Source organism: Janthinobacterium sp. NKUCC06_STL (assembly GCF_019345455.1).
GTDB classification, from domain to species: Bacteria; Pseudomonadota; Gammaproteobacteria; order Burkholderiales; family Burkholderiaceae_D; genus Janthinobacterium; species Janthinobacterium rivuli.
Map to the genome: position 1 here is coordinate 179,154 of NZ_JAHKQY010000004.1, position 20,424 is coordinate 199,577.

Below are 20,424 nucleotides of genomic sequence, written 5' to 3' on the forward strand. Positions count from 1 at the left end.
AACCGGGGCGAGAGCTTTTACTTTTTGACCATGGAGTATCATGAACACCGCATCCGCTACCCTGCCCAAGACCCTTGCCGTGATCGCATTGTGCTGGAGTTCGCTGTTGCCGGTGCAGGCGCAGGCTCAGGAGTCGAAGATCGCCTGGATCAGCAGCGAACGTATTTATAACGAATCGAGACTGGCCAAGCTGGCCAGCGCCAAGCTGGCCGAAGAGTTCCGCTCGCGTGAAAAGGCCGTGCAGGAACTGGCCAGCCGCTTCAAGGTCGCCAACGAAGCCCTGGAAAAGGACATGCCGACCCTGAGCGAGGCGGAGCGCGCCAAGCGCCAGCGCGAGTTTTTCGAGCTGGACAAGGAGCTGCAACGCCGCCAGCGCGAGTTCCGCGAAGACCTGAGCCAGCGCACGAACGAAGAGCGCAGCGCCATCGCGGAAAAAGCCAACACCATCATCCAGCAGATGGCGCATATCGAAGGATATGACATCGTGCTGCAGGAAGCCCTGTGGGCCAGCCCGCGCATCGACATTACCGACAAGGTCTTGAAGGCGCTGGACAAGTAATATTAGAATAGAGGTAATTAGATGGGCACTCGACTAGGAGAATTGGTCGAACGCTTCGGCGGGCAATTGGCGGGCGATGCCAACCTGGAAGTTACAGGCATCGCACCGCTGGCCGACGCCGGCGCTTCGCACATCAGCTTTCTCAGCAATAGCAAATTCCGCGCACAGGCGGCCCAGAGCGGCGCTTGCGCGCTGATACTCACGCCGGCCGACGACGCGTTGATCGGCGACGAGTACGCTGGCGCGCGTATCGTCACCCCGAATCCCTATGTGTATTTCGCGCGCGCGGCGCAGTATTTCGCCGCCCTGCACGAGATCAAGCCGCCCGTGGGTATCCATGCCAGCGCCATCGTCGATGATGGCGCGCAGGTCGACGCGACCGCATCGGTCGGACCGCGCACCGTGATCGAAGCGGGCGCCGTGATCGGCGCCGGCTGCGTCATCGGGCCTGGCTGCGTGGTGGGACGCGACGCCGTCATCGGCGCCGGTACCCAGTTGTTCGCCAACGTCACCTTCCATGCGCGCTGCGTGATCGGCCAGCGCGGCATCATCCATTCGGGCGCCGTGATCGGCACCGACGGATTCGGCTTCGCCAACGAAGGCGGCGTGTATATCAAGATTCCGCAGACGGGCAGGGTGGTGATCGGTGACGATGTCGACATCGGCGCCAACACCACCATCGACCGTGGCGCACTGGCCGACACCATCATCGAAGATGGCGTCAAGCTCGATAACCAGATCCAGATCGGCCACAACTGCCACATCGGCGCGCACACGGCCATGGCCGGCTGCGTCGGCGTGGCCGGCAGCGCCATCATCGGCAAGTACTGCACCTTTGGCGGCGCCGCCATGGTGCTGGGCCATTTGACCATCGCCGACCGCGTCCACGTGGGCTCGGGCAGCATGGTCTCGCGCTCGATAGCGGAGCCGGGCCAGTACACGGGCTTCTATCCGCTGGCCAAGAACGCCGACTGGGAAAAGAGCGCCGCCATCGTGCGCAACCTGTCAAGCATGCGCGAGAAGATCCGCGCGCTTGAAAAAACAATTAAAACACTGACCACGCAAGACGAAAAATGACTACTGAAAAAAAGACCCTCGACATCCTCGCCATCAAATCGCTGCTGCCGCACCGCTACCCGCTGCTGCTGGTTGACCGCGTGCTGGACTGGGAAGCAAACAAAACCATCACCGCCATCAAGAATGTGACGGTCAACGAAGAGTTCTTTCAGGGCCATTTCCCGCACAAGCCGGTCATGCCTGGCGTGCTGATGATCGAAGCGCTGGCGCAGACGGCGGCCTTGCTGTCGTTCCTGTCGATGGGCGTGAAACCGGACGAAAATTCGGTGGTGTACTTCGTCGGCATCGACAATGCGCGCTTCAAGCGTCCCGTCGAACCGGGCGACCAGCTGAAGATGGACGTGGAAATCCTGCGCGTTTCGCGCGGCATCTGGAAATACAAGGCCGTCGGTACGGTCGACGGCAAGCTGGCGGTGGAAGGTGAACTGATGTGCACCATCCGCAGCGCGCAGGATGCGAGCCAGTCTGCGAGCCAGCCAGCGGGGCAGTGATATGGCGGCCATCCACTCCACGGCAGTCATCGATCCGAAGGCCGAGCTCGACAGCTCGGTCGAGGTGGGTCCGTACACCATCATCGGTCCGCACGTGCGCATCGGCGCTGGCACCAAGGTTGGCCCGCACGTGGTCATCGATGGCCACACGACGATCGGCAGCGACAACCACCTGTTCCAGTTTTCCTCCATCGGCGCGCAGCCGCAGGATAAGAAATGGGCGGGCGAGGCGACGCGCCTGGACATCGGCGACCGCAACACCATCCGCGAATTTTGCACCTTCAACACGGGCACCGTGCAGGGTGGCGGCGTGACGCGCCTGGGCAATGACAACTGGATCTCGGCGTATGTGCACCTGGCGCACGACTGCCTGGTGGGCAACAACACCATCTTTTCGAACAACGCGCAGCTGGCGGGCCACGTGGAGATCGGCGATTGGGTCATCATGAGCGGCTTCGCCAACGTGCACCAGTTTTGCAAGATCGGCGCGCACGCCTTCGTCGGCATGAGCACCAGCCTGACGCAGGACGTACCGCCATTCGTGCTCCTGAACGGCAATCCTGCGCAGGCGCATGGCGTCAATATCGAAGGCTTGAAACGCCGCGGCTTTGCGCGTGAGCAGATCAACGGCATCCGCACCGCATATAAACTCATCTACCGCGCGGGACTGACCCTGGAAGAATCCAAGGCTGCCCTGTTCGAAGAAGAGGCGGCGTCGTCGCCCGAGGTGGCGCAACACATTCGCGCCATGCGCGAATTCCTTGGCGTGGCGTCGCGTGGCATCGTCCGCTGACCAGTCCAGCGGCCTGCCGGTCGCCAATGTCGCCATCGTCGCCGGCGAGGTGTCGGGCGACCTGCTGGCCAGCCGGCTGCTGTCCGGCCTCGTGCCGCAGCTGCCTGGAACGCGCTTCCACGGCATCGGCGGCGAGCACATGGCCAAGCAGGGTTTTGTCTCTGACTGGCCGCTCGACAAGCTGACCGTACGCGGCCTGTTCGAGATCATTCCCCGCTACCGCGAGATCAAGGGCATCCAGAACGCGCTGCGCGACCAGTTGCTGGCCGAGCGTCCCGCCGTCTTCATCGGCGCCGACTATCCGGGTTTTAACCTGGGACTGGAACAGCAACTGAAGGAAGGCGGCATCCCCACCGTGCACTACATCGGGCCGCAGATCTGGGCCTGGCGCGGTGGCCGCATCAAGAAAATCATCAAGGCCGTCTCGCACATGCTGGTGATCTTTCCGTTCGAGGAAGAGATCTACCGCAAGGCGGGCGTGCCCGTCACCTATGTCGGCCATCCGCTGGCCGAGATGATTCCGTTGCAGCCCGACGAAGCGGCCGCGCGCCGTACCCTGGGTTTGCCGGAAGACGCGAATGTCGTGACCCTGATGCCGGGCAGCCGCGCGGGCGAACTCAAATACAATACGGTGGCTTTCGTGACCGCCTGCAAATTGCTGCTGGCGCGCGACCGCTCCCTGCGTTTCGTCGCGCCCATGGCCGGCGAAAAACAGCGCCAGTACTTTTTGCAATTGATCGCGGAAGCGGGCTTGCAGGACGTCGAGATACTGCTCACCGACGGTGGCTCGCACACGGCCATCTGCGCCGCCGATGCGGTGCTGGTGGCGTCCGGCACGGCGTCGCTGGAAGTGGCGCTGTACAAGAAGCCCATGGTCATCGCCTACAAGATGATGCGCGCTTCGTGGGAAATCATGCGCCACATGGGCTACCAGCCGTGGATAGGTTTGCCGAACATCCTGGCGCGCGACTACCTGGTGCCCGAGCTGCTGCAAAACGCGGCCAGCCCCGAGGCGCTGGCCGAGGCCATGTGGCAGCAGCTGAGCGACGTGCCGGGCCGTTTGCGCCTGGTGCAGCGCTTCACGGACATGCATCACAGCCTGCTGCGCGACAGCGCGCAGGAAAGCGCGAATGCCGTCATGCAGGTCATCGCCGCACACCGCAAGTAAGCACCGTTTCAATCGCAGTTCCTACCAAAGATTCAACGTGAAAAATATCTATCCCGGCCTGTTTGACGACTTGCCATTCTCGCTCGATGAAATCATCTGTGGCGTCGACGAGGCAGGCCGCGGTCCGCTGGCCGGCCCCGTGTTTGCCGCCGCCGTGATCCTCGACCCGAACCAGCCGATCGACGGCTTGCGCGATTCGAAAAAACTCAGCGAAGCCAAACGCGACCTGCTGGCGCCGCAGATCAAGGCCAAAGCCCTGGCCTGGGCCATCGCCGAAGCGTCGGAAGAAGAGATCGACCGCCTGAACATTTTGCAGGCATCGATGCTGGCCATGCGCCGCGCCGTCGAGGCGCTGGCGACCGTGCCGACCCTGGCCCTGATCGACGGCAACCGCTGTCCCGTGATGCCGATACGCGGCATGGCCATCATCGGTGGCGACGACAAGGTCGATTCGATTTCGGCCGCCTCGATCCTGGCCAAGACGGCGCGCGACGCGGCCCTGGTGCATCTGCACGCGGCCTATCCCGAGTACTGCTTCGACCAGCACAAGGGCTATGGCACCAAATTGCACCTGGAACGCCTGCACCTGCACGGCGCCTCGCCCGTGCACCGCCGCTCGTTCGCGCCCGTGCGCAATGTGATCGCTCTGTTTGGCGGACAAGAGGTGGCGGCATGAAGACGATTACCTCGCGCGACAACGCGCAATACAAGGATTTGCTGAAACTGGCGGGCAGTTCGCAGGCGCGCCGCAAGTCGGGCCGCACCCTGCTCGATGGCGTGCATCTGTGCCAGTCGTATCTGCAGCTGCGCGGCATGCCGGAGCAATGCATCGTCAGCGAAAGCGCCTTGCGTAACCCGGAAGTGATGGAGATCGTCGGCCAGCTGGAAAGCCAGCGCGCGCACGTACTGGGCTTGCCCGACGCGCTGTACAACGCGGTGAGCCAGGTCGAACACGGCGTGGGCGTGATGTTCCTCATCGAGACGCCGGAGCGGGCCGTCACGCAGCCGCTGAGCGTGTCGGCCGTGCTGCTCGATAACCTGCAAGATCCGGGCAACGTGGGCTCGATTTTGCGCAGCGCGGCTGCCGCCGGCATCACGCAGGTGTACTGCAGCGCCGGCACGGCCTTCTGCTGGTCGCCGAAAGTGCTGCGCGCGGCGATGGGCGCGCACTTCGTGCTCGACATCTTTGAAAACGTCGACCTGGCGGCGCTCGTTGCCGGTGCCAAGGTGGCGACCCTGGCCACCAGCGGCTATGCCACGCAGCAGCTGTACGACGTCGACCTGCGCCAGCCGGTCGCCTGGCTGTTCGGCCATGAAGGGCAGGGCGTGGCTGACGATTTATTGTCGATGGCGACGCACCAGGTGGTCATTCCGCACCTGGGCCAGATCGAATCGCTGAACGTGGCCGCCTGCGCCGCCGTCTGCTTCTTCGAGCAGCTGCGCCAGGGCCAGGCCTGAACAAGATAGCCATGTCTTTCCCTGTGCTAGCCGACGGTGCTGCCCGTGACGCGGCCTGGTGGCGCCAGGTGGCCGCGTTGTATCCCGCGCCGCCGGACGCCATCGTCAATCTCGAACATGGCTATTTCGGCGCCATGGCCGCACCCGTGCAAGCGGCCTTCGAGCAGGCCGTGCGCTACACCAACGAGCAACTGAGTCCCTTTGTACGCGGCGAGTTTACGCGCACGCATGTGGATATCCTGCGCCAGCGCGTCGCGACGCTGATCGGCGCGCAACCGCACGAGATCCTGCTGACCCGCAGCGGCACCGAATCGATGCAGGTGCTGATCACGCAATACCACGGCCTGGCGCCCGGCGATACGGTGCTGTGGAGTAATCTCGACTATCCGGCCATGCGCACGGCCATGCGCTGGCTGGCGCAGCGCCGTGGCGTCACCAGCACGCAAGTCACACTGAGCCTGCCCATCGGCGATGACGAGATCATCGCCCGTTATGCGCAAGCCATGCGCCAGGCCGTCAATCCAAAATTGCTGCTGCTGTCGCAGGTGACGCCGGCCAACGGCCAGCAACTGCCGGTGAAAGCCATCATGGCGCTGGCGCGCGAGCATGGTATCGACGTGCTGCTCGACAGCGCCCATGCGCTGGGGCAGGTCGACGTGGACGTGCAAGCCATGGGCGTCGATTTCGCCGGTTTCAATCTGCATAAATGGCTGGGCGCGCCGGCGGGACTCGGTGTCGTGTATATCCGCGCGTCGCAGTTGCACAAGATCGAGCCGCACTATGGCGATGATGACTATCCGCTGGACGATATCCGCAGCCGCCTGCACATGGGCATGCCGCCGATCGGCGCCATCCTGGCAGCGCCCGCCGCGTTGGATTTTCATGCGCGCCTGGGCGGCACGCCGGCCAAGAACGAACGCCTGGCCTGGCTGCGCAATTACTGGGTCAGCCGCGCCGCGCAACTGCCCGGCGTGCGCATGCTGTCGCCGCTGGACGCGGCGCGCGGCACGGCGCTGGTCGCCTTTGCCGTCGACGGCATGGACGCGCGCGCACTACAGCAAGCCTTGCTGCAGCGCTTTGGTGTATTTACCGTGCAGCGCAATATCGGCGCTACCGATGTCGTGCGCGCCACGGTGGCCGTCACGACCACCACCGGTGAACTGGACCAGCTGGTCGCCGCGCTGACGGTGCTGGCCAGCGAGGCGTTCTAGTACTCGCGGCGGTTCGGCTTAATCTCTTGCAAAATGGTCGTGGAGATCTCCTCGATCGACTTGGTGGTCGACGACAGCCAGCGGATGCCCTCGCGTTTCATCATTTTTTCCGCCTCGTTGACCTCGTAACGGCAATTTTCGATGGCCGCATACTTGCTTCCAGCGCGTCTTTCGTTGCGTATTTCCGACAAACGTTCGGGCGTAATGCTCAATCCGAAAATTTTATTCTTAAATTCCAGTAAGGCGGAAGGCAGCTTGTCGCGCTCGAAATCGTCGGGAATCAGCGGATAATTGGCCGCCTTGATACCGTATTGCATGGCCAGGTACAGGCTGGTCGGGGTCTTGCCAGAGCGCGAAACACCCACCAGAATGACATCGGCCGAGGACAGATTCTTGTGCGACTGGCCATCGTCGTGCGCCAGCGAATAGTTGATCGCCTCGATGCGGTTCTTGTATTCCTCGCTGTCGACGATGTTGTGCGAGCGGCCGATGGTATGCGTCGACATCACGCCCAGCTCCTGCTCCAGCGGGGCGACAAAGGTCTGGATCAGGTCCATGTGCATGCCGCTGGACTTGCGGATCACGGCCGACAGGTCGTTCTTCACCAGGGTCGAGAAAATGATCGGGCGCTGGCCATCGGTGGCGAACGCTTCGTTGATCTTGCGCGCCGCTTCGTAGGCCTTGTCCATGGTGTCGATGAAGGGCAGGCGGATCTGGCGGAAGCGCAGATCGAACTGCGTCAGCACCGAGTGGCCGAACGTCTCGGCGGTGATGCCGGTGCCGTCGGAAACGAAGAAGACGGTGCGGGCCGCGGAGGGCAGAGGAGGGCGTGGTTCTTGTGTCATGGGTTTTCGGATCAAGATTGTGCGTCGTCAATTTGCGCCGCACAAGGTAAAATGGCTGCAACGGTATGATTGTGCTGCACGACGCCAAGAATAACAAGAAGACTGTCTGTGCGCCGCGCGTAAAGATTTCTATCATCAGTAAGGGTGTCATTATGACCAACGCAGTATCGCAACAGCAGGAAGACAAGGACGCGGTGTATGTTGCCTCGTTCGAGCATTTGCGCATGACGGATGTCGAATCCGTCGGCGGCAAGAACGCCTCCCTGGGCGAAATGATCAGCCAGTTGGCGGAAGCCGGCGTGCGCGTGCCCGGTGGCTTTGCCACCACGGCGCAGGCATTCCGCGATTTCCTGTCGTATAGCGCCAATGGCGGCTTGCCGCTGGCCGAACGCATCGCCCAGCGCCTCGAAGGGCTGAACATCGATGACGTGCGCTCGCTGGCGCAAGCCGGTGCCGAGATCCGTCAATGGATCGTGGAAACGCCATTCCAGCCACGCCTGGCCGCCGAAATCGACCAGTTCTACGCCAAACTGGTAGCCGATTCCGATACCGAAATGTCGTTTGCCGTGCGTTCCTCCGCCACGGCGGAAGACTTGCCGGATGCTTCTTTTGCTGGTCAGCAAGAAACCTTCCTGAACGTGGTCGGCATCGACAACGTGCTCGACGCCATGAAACAGGTGTTCGCGTCGCTGTACAACGACCGCGCCATCTCGTACCGCGTACACAAGGGCTTTACCCACGCTGAAGTGGCCTTGTCGGCCGGCGTGCAGCGCATGGTGCGTTCCGACCTGGGCGCGGCCGGCGTGATGTTTACCATCGACACGGAATCGGGCTTCAAGGACGTGGTCTTCGTCACCTCCAGCTATGGCCTGGGCGAAACCGTGGTGCAGGGCGCCGTCAATCCCGACGAATTCTATGTGCACAAGCCGATGCTGGAAAAAGGCAAGTCGCCCGTGATCCGCCGCAATATCGGCTCGAAGCTGCTGAAGATGGAATTCACGAACGAAGCGAAAGCTGGCCGTTCCGTGAAAACCGTCGACGTGCCCGTCGAAATGCGCAACCGCTACTCGCTGAACGACAGCGAAGTGGTGGAACTGGCCAAGTACGCCGTCATCATCGAAAACCACTACGGCCGTCCGATGGACATCGAGTGGGGCAAGGATGGCCGCGACGGCAAGCTGTACATCCTGCAAGCGCGTCCCGAGACCGTCAAGTCGCAGCAAAAGGCGACCGACGTGCAGGAACGCTTCAAGCTGAAAAGCACGGGTACCGTGCTGACGTCGGGCCGCGCCATCGGCCAGAAGATCGGCGCCGGCCCAGTGCGCGTGATTCACGACCCGGCCGACATGGAGCGCGTGCAGCCAGGCGACGTGCTCGTTGCCGACATGACCGACCCGAACTGGGAACCGGTCATGAAGCGCGCTGCGGCCATCGTCACCAACCGTGGCGGGCGTACCTGCCACGCAGCAATTATCGCGCGTGAACTCGGTGTGCCTGCCGTCGTCGGCTGCGGCAATGCCACCGACGTGCTGAAAGACGGCACGTTCGTCACCGTCGTCTGCTCGGAAGGCGACGAAGGCAAGATCTACGATGGCTTGCTGGAAACGGAAGTGTCGGAAGTGTCGCGCGGCGAATTGCCGAAGCTCGACACCAAGATCATGCTCAACGTGGGCAACCCGCAGCTGGCGTTCGACTTCCAGTCCGTGCCGAATGCGGGCGTGGGCCTGGCGCGCCTGGAATTCATCATCAATAACAATATTGGTGTGCATCCGCGCGCGATCCTCGAATACCCGAACATCGACGCCGACCTGAAAAAGGCCGTGGAATCGGTGGCGCGTGGCCATGCTTCGCCAAAAGCGTTTTACATCGACAAGCTGGCCGAAGGCATCGCCACCATCGCCGCCGCGTTCTGGCCGAAAAAAGTCATCGTGCGCCTGTCCGACTTCAAGTCGAACGAGTACAAGAAGCTGATCGGCGGTTCGCGCTACGAGCCGGACGAAGAAAACCCGATGCTGGGCTTCCGCGGCGCGGCGCGCTATCTGTCGGCCGACTTCTCCGAAGCGTTCAACATGGAATGCGAAGCGATGAAGCGCGTGCGCAATGACATGGGCCTGACGAACGTGGAAATCATGGTGCCATTCGTGCGCACCCTGGGCCAGGCCGAGAAAGTCATCGACCTGCTGGCGAAAAATGGCCTGAAGCGCGGCGAGAACGACCTGCGCGTCATCATGATGTGCGAAGTGCCGTCGAACGCCATTCTGGCCGACCAGTTCCTCGACCATTTCGACGGCTTCTCGATCGGTTCGAACGACCTGACCCAGCTGACCCTGGGCCTGGACCGCGATTCCGGCATGGAATTGCTGGCCGCCGACTTCGACGAGCGCGATCCTGCCGTGAAAGCCCTGCTGGCCCTGGCCATCAAGGCTTGCCTGGCACGCGGCAAGTACATCGGCATCTGCGGCCAGGGTCCTTCCGATCATCCTGACTTCGCCGTCTGGCTGATGGAGCAGGGCATCGAATCGATGTCCCTGAATCCCGACTCGGTGATCGACACCTGGCAAAAGCTGGCTGCGCTGAAAGCGTAAGCATCTTTATCGCCCTCTGAAAACCCGCTGCCGCTCACCTGGCAGCGGGTTTTTTTATGCCCGTCACGCAGGGACAGGCGATAACCATGCGGCGCACGGCAGTATTCGATGGGCTTGCGCCAGATCAGCTAAAATGATTCCACCAATACATTGAAACGGGAGTTCTCATGGCAAGCAAGAAACCGAGCAAAGTGGCAAAGATCGACATCGGCATTTCCGAGGCGGACCGCGCGAAGATCGCGGAAGGCCTGTCCGGCCTGCTGGCCGACAGCTACACCTTGTACCTGATGACCCATAATTTTCACTGGAACGTCAAGGGGCCGATGTTCAACACCCTGCACCTGATGTTCATGACGCAATACACGGAGCAGTGGGCCGCGCTGGATCTGATCGCCGAGCGCATTCGCGCCCTCGGCTATCCGGCGCCGGGTACCTACAAGGAATTCGTGAAGCTGGCCTCGATCAAGGAAATCGACGGCGTGCCGCCGGCGCTGGACATGGTCAGCCACCTGGTGTCGGCGCAGGAAGCGACCGCGCGCACGGCGCGCCGCCTGTTCCCTTTGCTGGAAAAGGCCAATGACCAGCCGACGGCCGACCTGATCACGCAGCGCCTCGATTTGCATGAAAAAACGGCATGGATGCTGCGCAGCCTGCTGGAAGAGTAATGCCGGGCCTGCGGCGCTAATTCGCCCCTGCCTATTGACGCCATCAGGAATTGCGTTAGACTGCTTGTATATAGGTGTTTGGCAAGAATAATATCAGGCAGTCATACGCATTAAACCCCGTCGCTTATATAGGCTGCGGGGTTTTTTATTTTCGGATTCGCAAAGATGGAGGCATCATGGCTGAATGGGTAGGCTGGTTTGTGGCGGCAGGCGCGGTATTGATCCTTGAGCTGTTTACGGGCACGTTTTATTTGCTGATGATCGCCATCGGCATCAGTGCCGGAGGACTGGTGGCGCTGGCGGGCGGCAATGGTGGCTGGCAAGCTCTGACGGCGGCCATTGTCGGCGTGGCGGCCACTTTGTTATTGCGGCGCAGCCGTTTTGGCAAGGCGGCGCGGCGCGATGCGGCGCAGGATCCGAATGTGAATCTCGATATCGGCCAAAGCGTGGCGGTCGCGCATTGGGTCGATGGCGCGGCGCGCGTCATGTACCGCGGCGCCTTGTGGGATGTGGAACTGATTCCCGGCAGCGATACGCAGGCCGGTCATTACACCATACGTGCCGTGCGTGGCAGCCGTTTGATTGTTGAATAACCTGGAGAGTAGATTATGGAAGTAAGCACTGGAAGCGTGTCGCTGATCTTGTTATTGCTGGCATTGGTATTTGTCTTCAAGACGGTCAATGTGGTGCCGCAGCAGCATGCCTGGGTGGTGGAACGCCTGGGCAAGTTCCATGCGGTATTGGGCCCTGGCCTGAATATCGTCGTGCCTTTTGTCGACCGCATCGCCTATAAGCACGTGCTCAAGGAAATCCCGCTCGACGTGCCGCCGCAGGTGTGCATTACGCGCGACAATACGCAATTGCAGGTCGATGGCATTCTGTATTTCCAGATTACCGATGCCATGCGTGCTTCATATGGCTCGTCGAATTATATTGCCGCCATTACGCAACTGGCGCAAACGACCTTGCGTTCCGTGATCGGTAAAATGGAACTCGACAAGACATTTGAAGAACGCGACCATATCAATACGGCCATCGTGAATGCCATCGATGAATCGGCGGCGAATTGGGGCGTCAAGGTATTGCGCTATGAAATCAAGGATTTGACGCCGCCCAAGGAAATCCTGCATGCGATGCAGGCGCAGATTACGGCCGAACGCGAAAAGCGCGCCCTGATCGCCGCTTCGGAAGGGCGCAAGCAGGAGCAGATCAATATCGCCAGCGGTGAGCGCGAAGCTGCCATTGCCCGCTCCGAAGGCGAAAAGCAGGCGTCGATCAACCGTGCCGAAGGTCAGGCCACGGCCATCGTCGCGCTGGCGCAGGCCAGCGCCGAGGCGCTGCGCCAGGTGGGGGCGGCCATACGTGAGCCGGGCGGGGAAGATGCCGTCAATCTGAAAGTGGCAGAGCAGTATGTGGGCGCGTTCGCGCAATTGGCAAAAACAAATAACTCGATTATCGTGCCGGCCAATCTGGGCGATATGAGCGGCTTGATCGCCACGGCGATGCAGGTGGTGAAAACGCAGAAGCCGAAAGGCGGCGTGGCGATTCCCTGATTGCCGCTGGATGGGTGAATAGCAAATCCGTAGCAAGTTTGTCGTCAAAAACTGCCCGCCGTATCGCGGGCAGTTTTCATTTGCGCCGCTGGAATATATGTCGGCAGCCGGGCTCGAGTATCTGCGCTTGAATCCATAACGTTGAAATATTTTCTTTATGCTATGCTGTGCGCACTTTCGGGATTATATGCTGTCGTGCGACGCTTATCTTTTTGATTGAAGTAGAATCTGCTGCGCATACGTGGCGATGATTGCGCCGATATCCGCGACGGATGCTTGGGAGGTGTTTGGGTAGCCGATGCTGAATTGGCGATAGTATTGCTCCCATGTATATTTTGAATTGCCATTTATAATTACTATAAATTGCAATGAAACAAAAAGTGCTGCAAAATAAATACTGCCGATGGCGCTGTATTGAATCGCAGTCGCCCAAAGCAGGGACGCTTGCGCAGACTGTTTGCGCGCGATGGATGTTCCGGGGATTGAAGGTTTGCAGTGTTCGAAAGCCAGGGAAGTCGGTTTTTTGGTAAAAGAATTGTAAAAAACAATCAAATCTGAAGAAAAATCACCTCAGTCGCGTTACAATTGGATAGAATTTAACTGTTCAGTTATATTTTTCAACTCACACAAGGAAATATCATGGATCTGTCCAGCTTATCCCTGTCCGAACTGCGCACCTTGCAGGACGACATCAAGAAGCAAATGAAGAAACGCGAACAGGACGATCTGTCCAAAGCGCGCGAGCAAATCCTGGCAATTGCCCAAAGCGTTGGCGTTTCCGTCAAAGATCTGGTTGGCACGGGTATCCGCGCTAAAACCGGCACGGTCGCAGTACGCTATCGCAATCCGGATGATGCGACGCAGCAATGGACTGGCCGTGGCCGTCAACCGAAATGGGTCAAAGAGTGGACCGATGCGGGCAAGTCGCGTGATCTGCTGAAGGTGTAATGTAATACGCCATTCATTCGGATGCTTGTCCTGTGGAGTAGTACAGGTGTAGTACAAGGCAGCATGCAAGCATCCGGAACTTTCCTGATTTATCGTCTTTGGCCAAGCAGGCAAAGCGGATTCGCATCGCTTATCTTCCCGGTATTTTCGCCCATACTAGTCTTATTTCCGCCGTATCTCTTTCCTTCTCCTGTTTTCATCCCGTCGCGCCATGTTTTTCATTTGCCGCAGGCACCGGCAAAAATAAAACCCGGCATATAGCCGGGCTTGATGGTGTCGGCGCAGCACGCTGCGTGCAGTACCGGATCAGCGGCGGTGCGATTTCATTGCCGCCTGTACTTCGCGCGCGCCATCGCGGTCGCGTTCCGCTGCCCGCTTGTCGTGCTGTTTCTTGCCCTTGGCCAGGCCGATTTCGCATTTCACGCGGCCGCCCTTGTAGTGCAGGTTGAGCGGCACCAGGGTATAGCCGGAGCGTTCCACCTTGCCGATCAGTTTATCCATTTCCGTGCGGTGCAGCAGCAGCTTGCGCGTGCGTACGGCTTCCGGGTGGATGTGGGTGGAGGCGGTCGGCAGGGCGCTGATATGCGCGCCGAACAGGAAGAGCTCATCGCCGCGGACGACGACGTAGGCTTCCTTGATTTGTACGCGGGCGTCGCGGATGGCTTTGACTTCCCAGCCTTCCAGCACGATGCCGGCTTCGTAGCGATCCTCGATAAAGTAGTCGTGGAAGGCTTTTCTGTTGTCTGCTATGGTCATGAGATGGTAAATGTGCGCGGGTCGGTTAAACTACTGTCTCGCGCAAGCGCGATAAAATCAAATGTATCCAACATCATAGCAAATGGTTCTTCAATGGCAGTAGTACATAAATCAGTTTTTCTCGGCTATAGCGCCGAACAAATGTTCGCGCTGGTGGCGGCGGTGGAAGATTATCCCAAATTCCTGCCCTGGTGCGGTGCGGTCGAGATTCGCGAGCGGGGCGAGAACACGGTCGTCGCCAGCGTGGGCATACATTACCACGGCGTGCGCCAAAGCTTCACCACGTCCAACGAGAACGTGCCGCCGACTTCCATCAAGATGAAGCTGGTGGACGGTCCTTTCAAGACCCTCGACGGCGTGTGGACCTTCAAGGCCCTGCGCGAAGATGCCTGCAAGATCGAACTGGACCTGCACTACGAGTTTTCCAGCCGCGTGCTCGAGCAGATCATCGGTCCCGTCTTCGGCATGATCGCCAACAGCATGGTCGATTCCTTCTGCAAGCGCGCGGAGACGGTGTATGGCTGAGGCCAACATCGAGGTGCAAGTCTGCTACGCCTTGCCTGATAGCAGCTTTCTGCGTGCCTTGACGGTGCCTCCAGGTACCACCATCGGGCAGGCGGTAGAGCAGAGCGGCTTGCTGCGGGAAATCCCCTCTATCGACTTGGCCGTGAACATGGTTGGCATCTATGGCAAGAAGAAGTCGCTCGATACCATCCTGCGCGAGCATGACCGGGTGGAAGTGTACCGGCCTTTGCAGGCGGACCCGAAAGAAGCGCGCCGGCGCCGGGCTGGCGGCAAGCCTGCCAAGGGCTGAGCGGGCAGGGGCGGCGGCAGCCTGGCCGCTGCCGGCCGAGCGCCATTTTTTGCTATTTTCAAATATCTTTTCTATGCTGCAAGGACGAAGGGTGCTTTTTTCTGTATAATCTGCTTTTGCGCCAATAGGAAATGCTATGCGTCTACTTCAAAAAGCACTCACATTCGATGACGTGCTGCTCGTCCCAGCCTACTCCAACGTTCTGCCCGCCGATACGTCCCTCAAAACTCGCCTGACCCGCAATATCACCCTGAATATTCCCTTGCTGTCCGCAGCCATGGATACGGTGACGGAAGCCCGTCTGGCCATCGCGATGGCCCAGGAAGGCGGCATCGGCATCATCCACAAGAATTTGAATCCGAAGGACCAGGCGCGTGAAGTGGCCCGCGTGAAGCGTTTCGAAGCTGGCGTGTTGCGTGATCCGATCACGATCCCGCCGGAAATGAAAATCCGCGACGTGATCGCGCTGACGGAACAATACGGCATCAGCGGTTTCCCTGTCGTCAAGGGCAAGGAAGTCGTCGGTATCATCACCAACCGCGATTTGCGCTTTGAGCAGGAACTCGACGCGGAAGCCTCCGCCAAGATGACCCCGCGCGAAAAGCTGGTGGTCGTCAACGAAGACGCCGATACGGCCGAAGCCAAGCGCCTGATGAACAAGCACCGCCTCGAGCGCGTGCTGGTCGTCAACGACGCATTTGAACTGCGCGGCCTGATCACCGTCAAGGATATCCAGAAGTCGACCTCGCACCCGTTCGCGTCGAAAGACAGCCAGGGCAAACTGCTGGTCGGCGCTGCCGTCGGCGTCGGTGCCAAGGATGAAGAACGCATCGACCTGCTGGTCGCCGCCGGTGTCGATGTGCTGGTGGTCGACACGGCCCACGGCCACTCGCAAGGCATCCTCGACCGCGTACGCTGGATCAAGACCAAGTACCCGCAAGTGGAAGTGATTGGCGGCAACATCGCCACCGCCGCCGCCGCCAAGGCGCTGGTGGAATACGGCGCCGATGCGGTCAAGGTCGGCATCGGCCCTGGCTCGATCTGCACCACGCGTATCGTCGCTGGTGTGGGCGTGCCGCAAATCACGGCCATCTCGAATGTCGCCGAAGCACTGGAAGGCACGGGCGTGCCATGTATCGCCGACGGCGGTATCCGCTTCTCGGGCGATATCTCCAAAGCGCTGGCCGCTGGCGCCTCGACCGTCATGATGGGTTCCATGTTTGCCGGTACGGAAGAAGCACCGGGCGAAGTGATCCTGTACCAGGGCCGCAGCTACAAATCGTACCGCGGCATGGGTTCCCTGGGCGCGATGTCCGATGGGTCGGCTGACCGCTATTTCCAGGACGCCACCATGAAGGCCGACAAGTTCGTGCCTGAAGGTATCGAAGGCCGCGTGGCTTACAAGGGCAGCGTGCTGGCGATCATCTTCCAGCTGGTGGGCGGCGTGCGTCAATCGATGGGTTACTGCGGTTGCGCCACCATCGACGAACTGCGCGAAAAAGCGGAATTCGTGGAAATCACCTCGGCCGGCATGCGCGAGTCGCATGTCCATGATGTGCAGATCACGAAAGAAGCGCCAAATTATCGCTCCGAGTAAGCGGTAACGAAAGTCCAGACCGGCGCCCAGTGCGCCGGTTTTGCAATTGACCTTGAATAAAGCTCCGACCATGCATTCTAAAATCCTCATTCTCGATTTCGGCTCCCAAGTCACCCAGTTGATCGCCCGCCGCGTGCGCGATTCCGGCGTGTTTTCCGAAGTCTTCCCGTATGACGTCAGCGATGAATTCGTGCGCAACTATGGCGCTGCCGGCGTGATCCTGTCGGGCAGCCACAATTCCACGCTGGACGGCGACTCGCCGCGCGCGCCGCAAGCCGTGTTCGAGCTGGGCGTGCCCGTGCTGGGCATCTGCTACGGCATGCAAACCATGGCGGCTCAATTGGGCGGCAAGGTGGAAAACGGTCTGGTGCGCGAATTTGGCTACGCCGAAGTGCGCGCCCGCAGCCATACGAAGTTGCTCAACGGCATCGCCGACTTCGTCACCGACGAAGGCCACGGCATGCTGAAAGTGTGGATGAGCCATGGCGACAAGGTGCTGGAAATGCCGCCAGGCTTCAAGCTGATGGGCAACACCCCGAGCTGCCCGATCGCCGCCATGGCCGACGAAGAGCGCCAGTTCTACGGCGTGCAATTCCATCCGGAAGTGACGCACACGGTGCAGGGCAAGGCCATGCTCGGCCGTTTCGTGCATGAAATCTGCGGCTGCAAGTCGGACTGGAACATGCCCGACTACATCAGCGAAGCGGTGGAAAAAATCCGCGCGCAAGTGGGCACCGATGACGTCATCCTGGGCCTGTCCGGCGGCGTCGATTCGTCCGTCGCTGCAGCGCTGATCCACCGCGCCATCGGCGACCAGCTGACCTGCGTCTTCGTCGACCACGGCCTGCTGCGCCTGGACGAAGGCAAGATGGTGATGGACATGTTCGCCAAGAACCTGGGCGTGAAAGTCATCCGCGTCGATGCGGAAGAGCAGTTCATGGGCCACCTGGCCGGCGTGACCGACCCCGAGCAAAAGCGCAAGATCATCGGCCGCGAATTCGTCGAAGTGTTCCAGGTCGAATCGGGCAAGCTGGTCAATGCCAAATGGCTGGCGCAAGGCACGATTTACCCGGACGTCATCGAATCGGCCGGCAAGGGTAAAAAAGGCCAGACCATCAAGAGCCACCACAATGTGGGCGGCTTGCCGGACACCATGAAGCTCAAGTTGCTCGAACCCTTGCGCGAACTGTTCAAGGACGAAGTGCGCAAACTCGGTGTGGCCCTGGGCTTGCCGCATGACATGGTCTACCGCCACCCATTCCCGGGCCCGGGCCTGGGCGTGCGCATCCTCGGCGAAGTCAAGAAAGACTACGCCGACCTGCTGCGCCGCGCCGATGCCATCTTCATCGAAGAACTGCGCAACACGCCATATGAGCCGGTCGTCGTTCCTGGCTTCGACCAGGATAGCGTGCCGACCAACTGGTACGAAGCGACGAGCCAGGCGTTTGCCGTCTTCCTGCCCGTCAAATCGGTGGGTGTGATGGGCGATGGCCGCACCTACGAATACGTGGTGGCCCTGCGCGCCGTGCAAACGCAAGACTTCATGACGGCCCACTGGGCGCACCTGCCGCACAGCTTGCTGGGCAAGGTCTCCAACCGCATCATCAATGAAGTGCGCGGCATCAACCGCGTCGTCTACGATATCTCGGGCAAGCCGCCGGCGACCATCGAATGGGAATAATCTCCCATCCGGCAGCGTAAGGTAACGCCGGGTCATTGAAACAGCTAAGCCCCTGATTTTTCAGGGGCTTTTTTTATTTTGTTTGGCAAACGCAAGCAAGCCACGGCAGAGCCAAGCGCGGCTTTTTGTGGGTATGTTTGTAGGTACTCAAATTGCCGTGAGGAATATTTAACATTTGGTTCTTACTGTCCATTTCCACGGCGAGGGTATCAATGAGGGTATTTTTTGTGCTAAGTAGTTGATTTTAAAGTTAATTTTAGGTTCATGGAAACCTCGGCGGGGTGAGGGTATCTGGGCCTCGTCGATGGTGGTTAAGGTGACTTTTTCGTACTCAGTGATTGATTGTTTGAAATGCGTCCGGTGCCGGTACAGACTTGTGAATGAATGGGAGGTGCCCATGTTGACCGATACGAAATTGAAAAATCTGAAACCTGCAGAAAAAGCCTACAAGGTGCCGGATCGTGATGGTATGTATGCAACGGTCCTTCCCAGTGGCACGATCTCGTTTCGCTATAACTACCGCGTCAATGGCCGATACGAAACCTTGGTTCTTGGACGGTACGGGGCGGGTGGCTTGAGTTTGCACGAGGCGAGGGAGCGCCTGCAGGAAGCGAAGAAAGCGCAATCGGAAGGCAAGTCCCCGTCGCGGCTCAAAGCCCAATCGCGCAATCAGCTGGCCGATGGGGAGCCTTTCAGCGTGTGGGCCGAACGTTGGTTAGTAAAGTACAAAATGGCGGAGTCGACGCGGGATATGCGGCGCTCGGTGTACGAACGCGATCTGAAACGCCCATTTGGCAGTCTCCTGCTGCATGAGATTACGCACAACGAGTTGCGTTCCGTATGCGATGCCATCCTCGCACGTGGCGCCCCTGCGACGGCCGTGCATGCGCGCGATATCGTCAAACTGGTCTTCAAGTATGCGGAACAACGCGGACAACAGATAATCAACCCGGCGGATCTGGTTGCTCCCTCATCCATTGCCGTATTTGAGCCGCGCGACCGCGCGTTGGGTGCCGAAGAGATCGCGCTGTTCTACGAATATATCGAATACGTGCAGTGCGCGCCGACCTTGCGCCTGGCTTGCAAATTACTGTTGCTCACCATGGTGCGTAAGTCCGAACTGACGGACGCAACATGGACCGAGGTCAATTTTACCGATGCTCTGTGGACCATTCCTGCCAGGCGGATGAAGCGTCGCAATCCCCATAACGTCTATCTGTCACGCCAGGCGCTCGATATGTTCGTCGCGCTACGTACCTGCGCGGGTACGTCTCCTTACATTTTGCCGTCGCGCTATGACCCTGATGTGCCGATGAATGGCGCTTCGCTTAATCGTATTCTGGTGTCTGTCTGCGCTATAGCGCGAGACTGCGGGAAGCCGCTGGCCGACTTCTCGCCGCATGATTTGCGTCGAACGGCATCGACCCTGCTGCATGAAGCCGGCTACAACACCGATTGGATCGAAAAATGTCTCGCACACGAGCAGAAGGGAGTGAGAGCTGTGTACAACAAGGCTGAATACTCAGTCCAGCGCCGGACCATGCTGCAGGAGTGGGCAGACATGATCGACGCCTGGACAAAGCCGAGAGATTAAGGTGTTACTTGGAAGGGCGGCGTGGTACTGGGTGTGCCTGCGGCACGCCGGGCAGACGGGCGGCCGTCTGCTGTTCGGCGATCCATGCGTCCACCTCTTTGAGGTCCCAGGCAACCAGGCGCGAGGTAATGGTAAAGCGCCGGGGAAATTGCCCTCTTTTTTCAAGGTTCAGGATGGTGCGCTCGCATAGCGGCACTTTTTGCAGCAACTGGCGGCGTTTGATGAGAACCCGGCCCGGTACCTTGAGTTCGCTCTCGGTCAGGACACGTGCCACGCGAAGTGGGCGGCCGACTTGCGGGGTGGAGCGACGCCGGCGTATGAGACCGCCGACATATGCCCGCTGGCCAGCGGTAGGGAGCATCGAGGTGGCAAAGGGCGATGGGTGCGAAGGGGGGATGTATTTCATGATGACTTGTCTCCATGAGCGATGAAAGATGAAAGATGATTCTGCGCCATGGTGTCTGTGCTGATCATGGACATCAAGTTGAAAACCGGCTTAGTCAGCTGGCAATTCAAGGCATTTGGTGGTTGGCGCGAGACCTATGTCAGTGACGCGTGGTGGGTGGACGATCACTCTGTGAGAAACGGTTGCCATGGCCATCGGCATAGCCTACGGGATGTCTTCTCCG

General features: G+C 59.9%; 22 protein-coding genes. 18 read left to right on the forward strand and 4 right to left on the reverse strand.

Annotation, left to right across the window (positions count from 1 at the left end; translation table 11 throughout):
* The first annotated feature begins 40 nt into the window (after positions 1 to 40).
* The 8 genes from KO539_RS16465 to KO539_RS16500 are packed head-to-tail and all read left to right on the forward strand — an operon-like array spanning position 41 to position 6,757.
* Positions 41 to 559 (forward strand): OmpH family outer membrane protein, encoded by a 519-nt coding sequence (locus tag KO539_RS16465; RefSeq protein WP_051958405.1) that lies wholly within the window; start codon positions 41 to 43, stop codon positions 557 to 559.
* A gap of 21 nt (positions 560 to 580) precedes the next feature.
* Positions 581 to 1,636, forward strand: a complete 1,056-nt coding sequence (gene lpxD / locus KO539_RS16470) for a UDP-3-O-(3-hydroxymyristoyl)glucosamine N-acyltransferase (RefSeq protein ID WP_219310586.1) — start codon at positions 581 to 583, stop codon at positions 1,634 to 1,636.
* On the forward strand, positions 1,633 to 2,127 hold the full coding sequence (fabZ, locus tag KO539_RS16475; RefSeq protein ID WP_046684969.1) for a 3-hydroxyacyl-ACP dehydratase FabZ: 495 nt from the start codon (positions 1,633 to 1,635) through the stop codon (positions 2,125 to 2,127). The genes lpxD and fabZ overlap by 4 nt, the downstream gene beginning before the upstream one ends.
* A gap of 1 nt (position 2,128) precedes the next feature.
* Complete coding sequence (gene lpxA / locus KO539_RS16480; protein ID WP_219310587.1) at positions 2,129 to 2,920, forward strand: acyl-ACP--UDP-N-acetylglucosamine O-acyltransferase; 792 nt, start codon at positions 2,129 to 2,131, stop codon at positions 2,918 to 2,920.
* Positions 2,904 to 4,088 carry a lipid-A-disaccharide synthase gene (gene lpxB, locus KO539_RS16485; RefSeq protein WP_219310588.1) on the forward strand — a complete coding sequence of 395 codons (1,185 nt, stop codon included), beginning with the start codon at positions 2,904 to 2,906 and terminating at the stop codon, positions 4,086 to 4,088. Before lpxA ends, lpxB begins: the two co-directional genes overlap by 17 nt.
* A gap of 37 nt (positions 4,089 to 4,125) precedes the next feature.
* Positions 4,126 to 4,764, forward strand: coding sequence for a ribonuclease HII (gene rnhB, locus KO539_RS16490; protein WP_035818175.1), 639 nt, complete (start codon positions 4,126 to 4,128; stop codon positions 4,762 to 4,764).
* Complete coding sequence (locus tag KO539_RS16495) at positions 4,761 to 5,546, forward strand: RNA methyltransferase (RefSeq protein WP_176388945.1); 786 nt, start codon at positions 4,761 to 4,763, stop codon at positions 5,544 to 5,546. Before rnhB ends, KO539_RS16495 begins: the two co-directional genes overlap by 4 nt.
* Positions 5,547 to 5,557: 11 nt before the next feature.
* On the forward strand, positions 5,558 to 6,757 hold the full coding sequence (locus KO539_RS16500; protein WP_219310589.1) for an aminotransferase class V-fold PLP-dependent enzyme: 1,200 nt from the start codon (positions 5,558 to 5,560) through the stop codon (positions 6,755 to 6,757).
* On the opposite strand, the gene KO539_RS16505 is transcribed toward KO539_RS16500, so the two are convergent.
* Positions 6,754 to 7,602, reverse strand: a complete 849-nt coding sequence (locus KO539_RS16505) for a pyruvate, water dikinase regulatory protein (protein WP_035818186.1) — start codon at positions 7,600 to 7,602, stop codon at positions 6,754 to 6,756. The genes KO539_RS16500 and KO539_RS16505 overlap by 4 nt on opposite strands.
* 152 nt (positions 7,603 to 7,754) lie before the next feature.
* Between KO539_RS16505 and ppsA the strand changes: the two genes are divergently transcribed.
* From ppsA to KO539_RS16525, 4 genes are all read left to right on the forward strand, one after another.
* Positions 7,755 to 10,187: a phosphoenolpyruvate synthase gene (gene ppsA / locus KO539_RS16510; RefSeq protein WP_219310590.1), complete on the forward strand. Its 2,433-nt coding sequence runs from the start codon at positions 7,755 to 7,757 to the stop codon at positions 10,185 to 10,187.
* A gap of 167 nt (positions 10,188 to 10,354) precedes the next feature.
* Positions 10,355 to 10,852, forward strand: coding sequence for a Dps family protein (locus KO539_RS16515; RefSeq protein ID WP_034752224.1), 498 nt, complete (start codon positions 10,355 to 10,357; stop codon positions 10,850 to 10,852).
* A 176-nt stretch (positions 10,853 to 11,028) separates the two neighbouring features.
* Positions 11,029 to 11,445, forward strand: a complete 417-nt coding sequence (locus KO539_RS16520; protein ID WP_035818188.1) for an NfeD family protein — start codon at positions 11,029 to 11,031, stop codon at positions 11,443 to 11,445.
* Between the two features lie 15 nt (positions 11,446 to 11,460).
* Positions 11,461 to 12,405: an SPFH domain-containing protein gene (locus KO539_RS16525; RefSeq protein ID WP_035818190.1), complete on the forward strand. Its 945-nt coding sequence runs from the start codon at positions 11,461 to 11,463 to the stop codon at positions 12,403 to 12,405.
* Between the two features lie 204 nt (positions 12,406 to 12,609).
* Here KO539_RS16525 and KO539_RS16530 read toward each other — a convergent pair whose 3' ends face one another.
* Positions 12,610 to 12,957, reverse strand: a complete 348-nt coding sequence (locus KO539_RS16530; protein WP_219310591.1) for a hypothetical protein — start codon at positions 12,955 to 12,957, stop codon at positions 12,610 to 12,612.
* 87 nt (positions 12,958 to 13,044) lie between these two features.
* Here KO539_RS16530 and KO539_RS16535 point away from each other — a divergent pair, with 87 nt between their 5' ends.
* Positions 13,045 to 13,353: an H-NS family nucleoid-associated regulatory protein gene (locus tag KO539_RS16535; protein WP_035818192.1), complete on the forward strand. Its 309-nt coding sequence runs from the start codon at positions 13,045 to 13,047 to the stop codon at positions 13,351 to 13,353.
* A gap of 306 nt (positions 13,354 to 13,659) precedes the next feature.
* Here KO539_RS16535 and smpB read toward each other — a convergent pair whose 3' ends face one another.
* Positions 13,660 to 14,109: an SsrA-binding protein SmpB gene (smpB, locus tag KO539_RS16540; protein ID WP_034752217.1), complete on the reverse strand. Its 450-nt coding sequence runs from the start codon at positions 14,107 to 14,109 to the stop codon at positions 13,660 to 13,662.
* Between the two features lie 93 nt (positions 14,110 to 14,202).
* Between smpB and KO539_RS16545 the strand changes: the two genes are divergently transcribed.
* The 5 genes from KO539_RS16545 (at position 14,203) to KO539_RS16565 (ending at position 19,795) form a co-directional block, all read left to right on the forward strand.
* Entirely contained in the window at positions 14,203 to 14,634 is a 432-nt protein-coding gene (locus tag KO539_RS16545) for a type II toxin-antitoxin system RatA family toxin (RefSeq protein WP_035818194.1), read from the forward strand.
* Positions 14,627 to 14,923, forward strand: coding sequence for an RnfH family protein (locus KO539_RS16550; protein ID WP_219310592.1), 297 nt, complete (start codon positions 14,627 to 14,629; stop codon positions 14,921 to 14,923). Before KO539_RS16545 ends, KO539_RS16550 begins: the two co-directional genes overlap by 8 nt.
* A 136-nt stretch (positions 14,924 to 15,059) precedes the next feature.
* Entirely contained in the window at positions 15,060 to 16,520 is a 1,461-nt protein-coding gene (gene guaB, locus KO539_RS16555; RefSeq protein WP_035818200.1) for an IMP dehydrogenase, read from the forward strand.
* 70 nt (positions 16,521 to 16,590) lie between these two features.
* The gene (gene guaA, locus KO539_RS16560) at positions 16,591 to 18,201 is read left to right on the forward strand and encodes a glutamine-hydrolyzing GMP synthase (protein ID WP_035818203.1); all 1,611 of its coding nucleotides are present in this window, start codon (positions 16,591 to 16,593) and stop codon (positions 18,199 to 18,201) included.
* A gap of 397 nt (positions 18,202 to 18,598) precedes the next feature.
* Complete coding sequence (locus tag KO539_RS16565) at positions 18,599 to 19,795, forward strand: site-specific integrase (protein WP_219310593.1); 1,197 nt, start codon at positions 18,599 to 18,601, stop codon at positions 19,793 to 19,795.
* Between the two features lie 4 nt (positions 19,796 to 19,799).
* Here the strand turns inward: KO539_RS16565 and KO539_RS16570 are convergent, their stop codons facing one another.
* On the reverse strand, positions 19,800 to 20,201 hold the full coding sequence (locus KO539_RS16570) for an AlpA family transcriptional regulator (RefSeq protein WP_257626316.1): 402 nt from the start codon (positions 20,199 to 20,201) through the stop codon (positions 19,800 to 19,802).
* Positions 20,202 to 20,424: the final 223 nt, after the last annotated feature.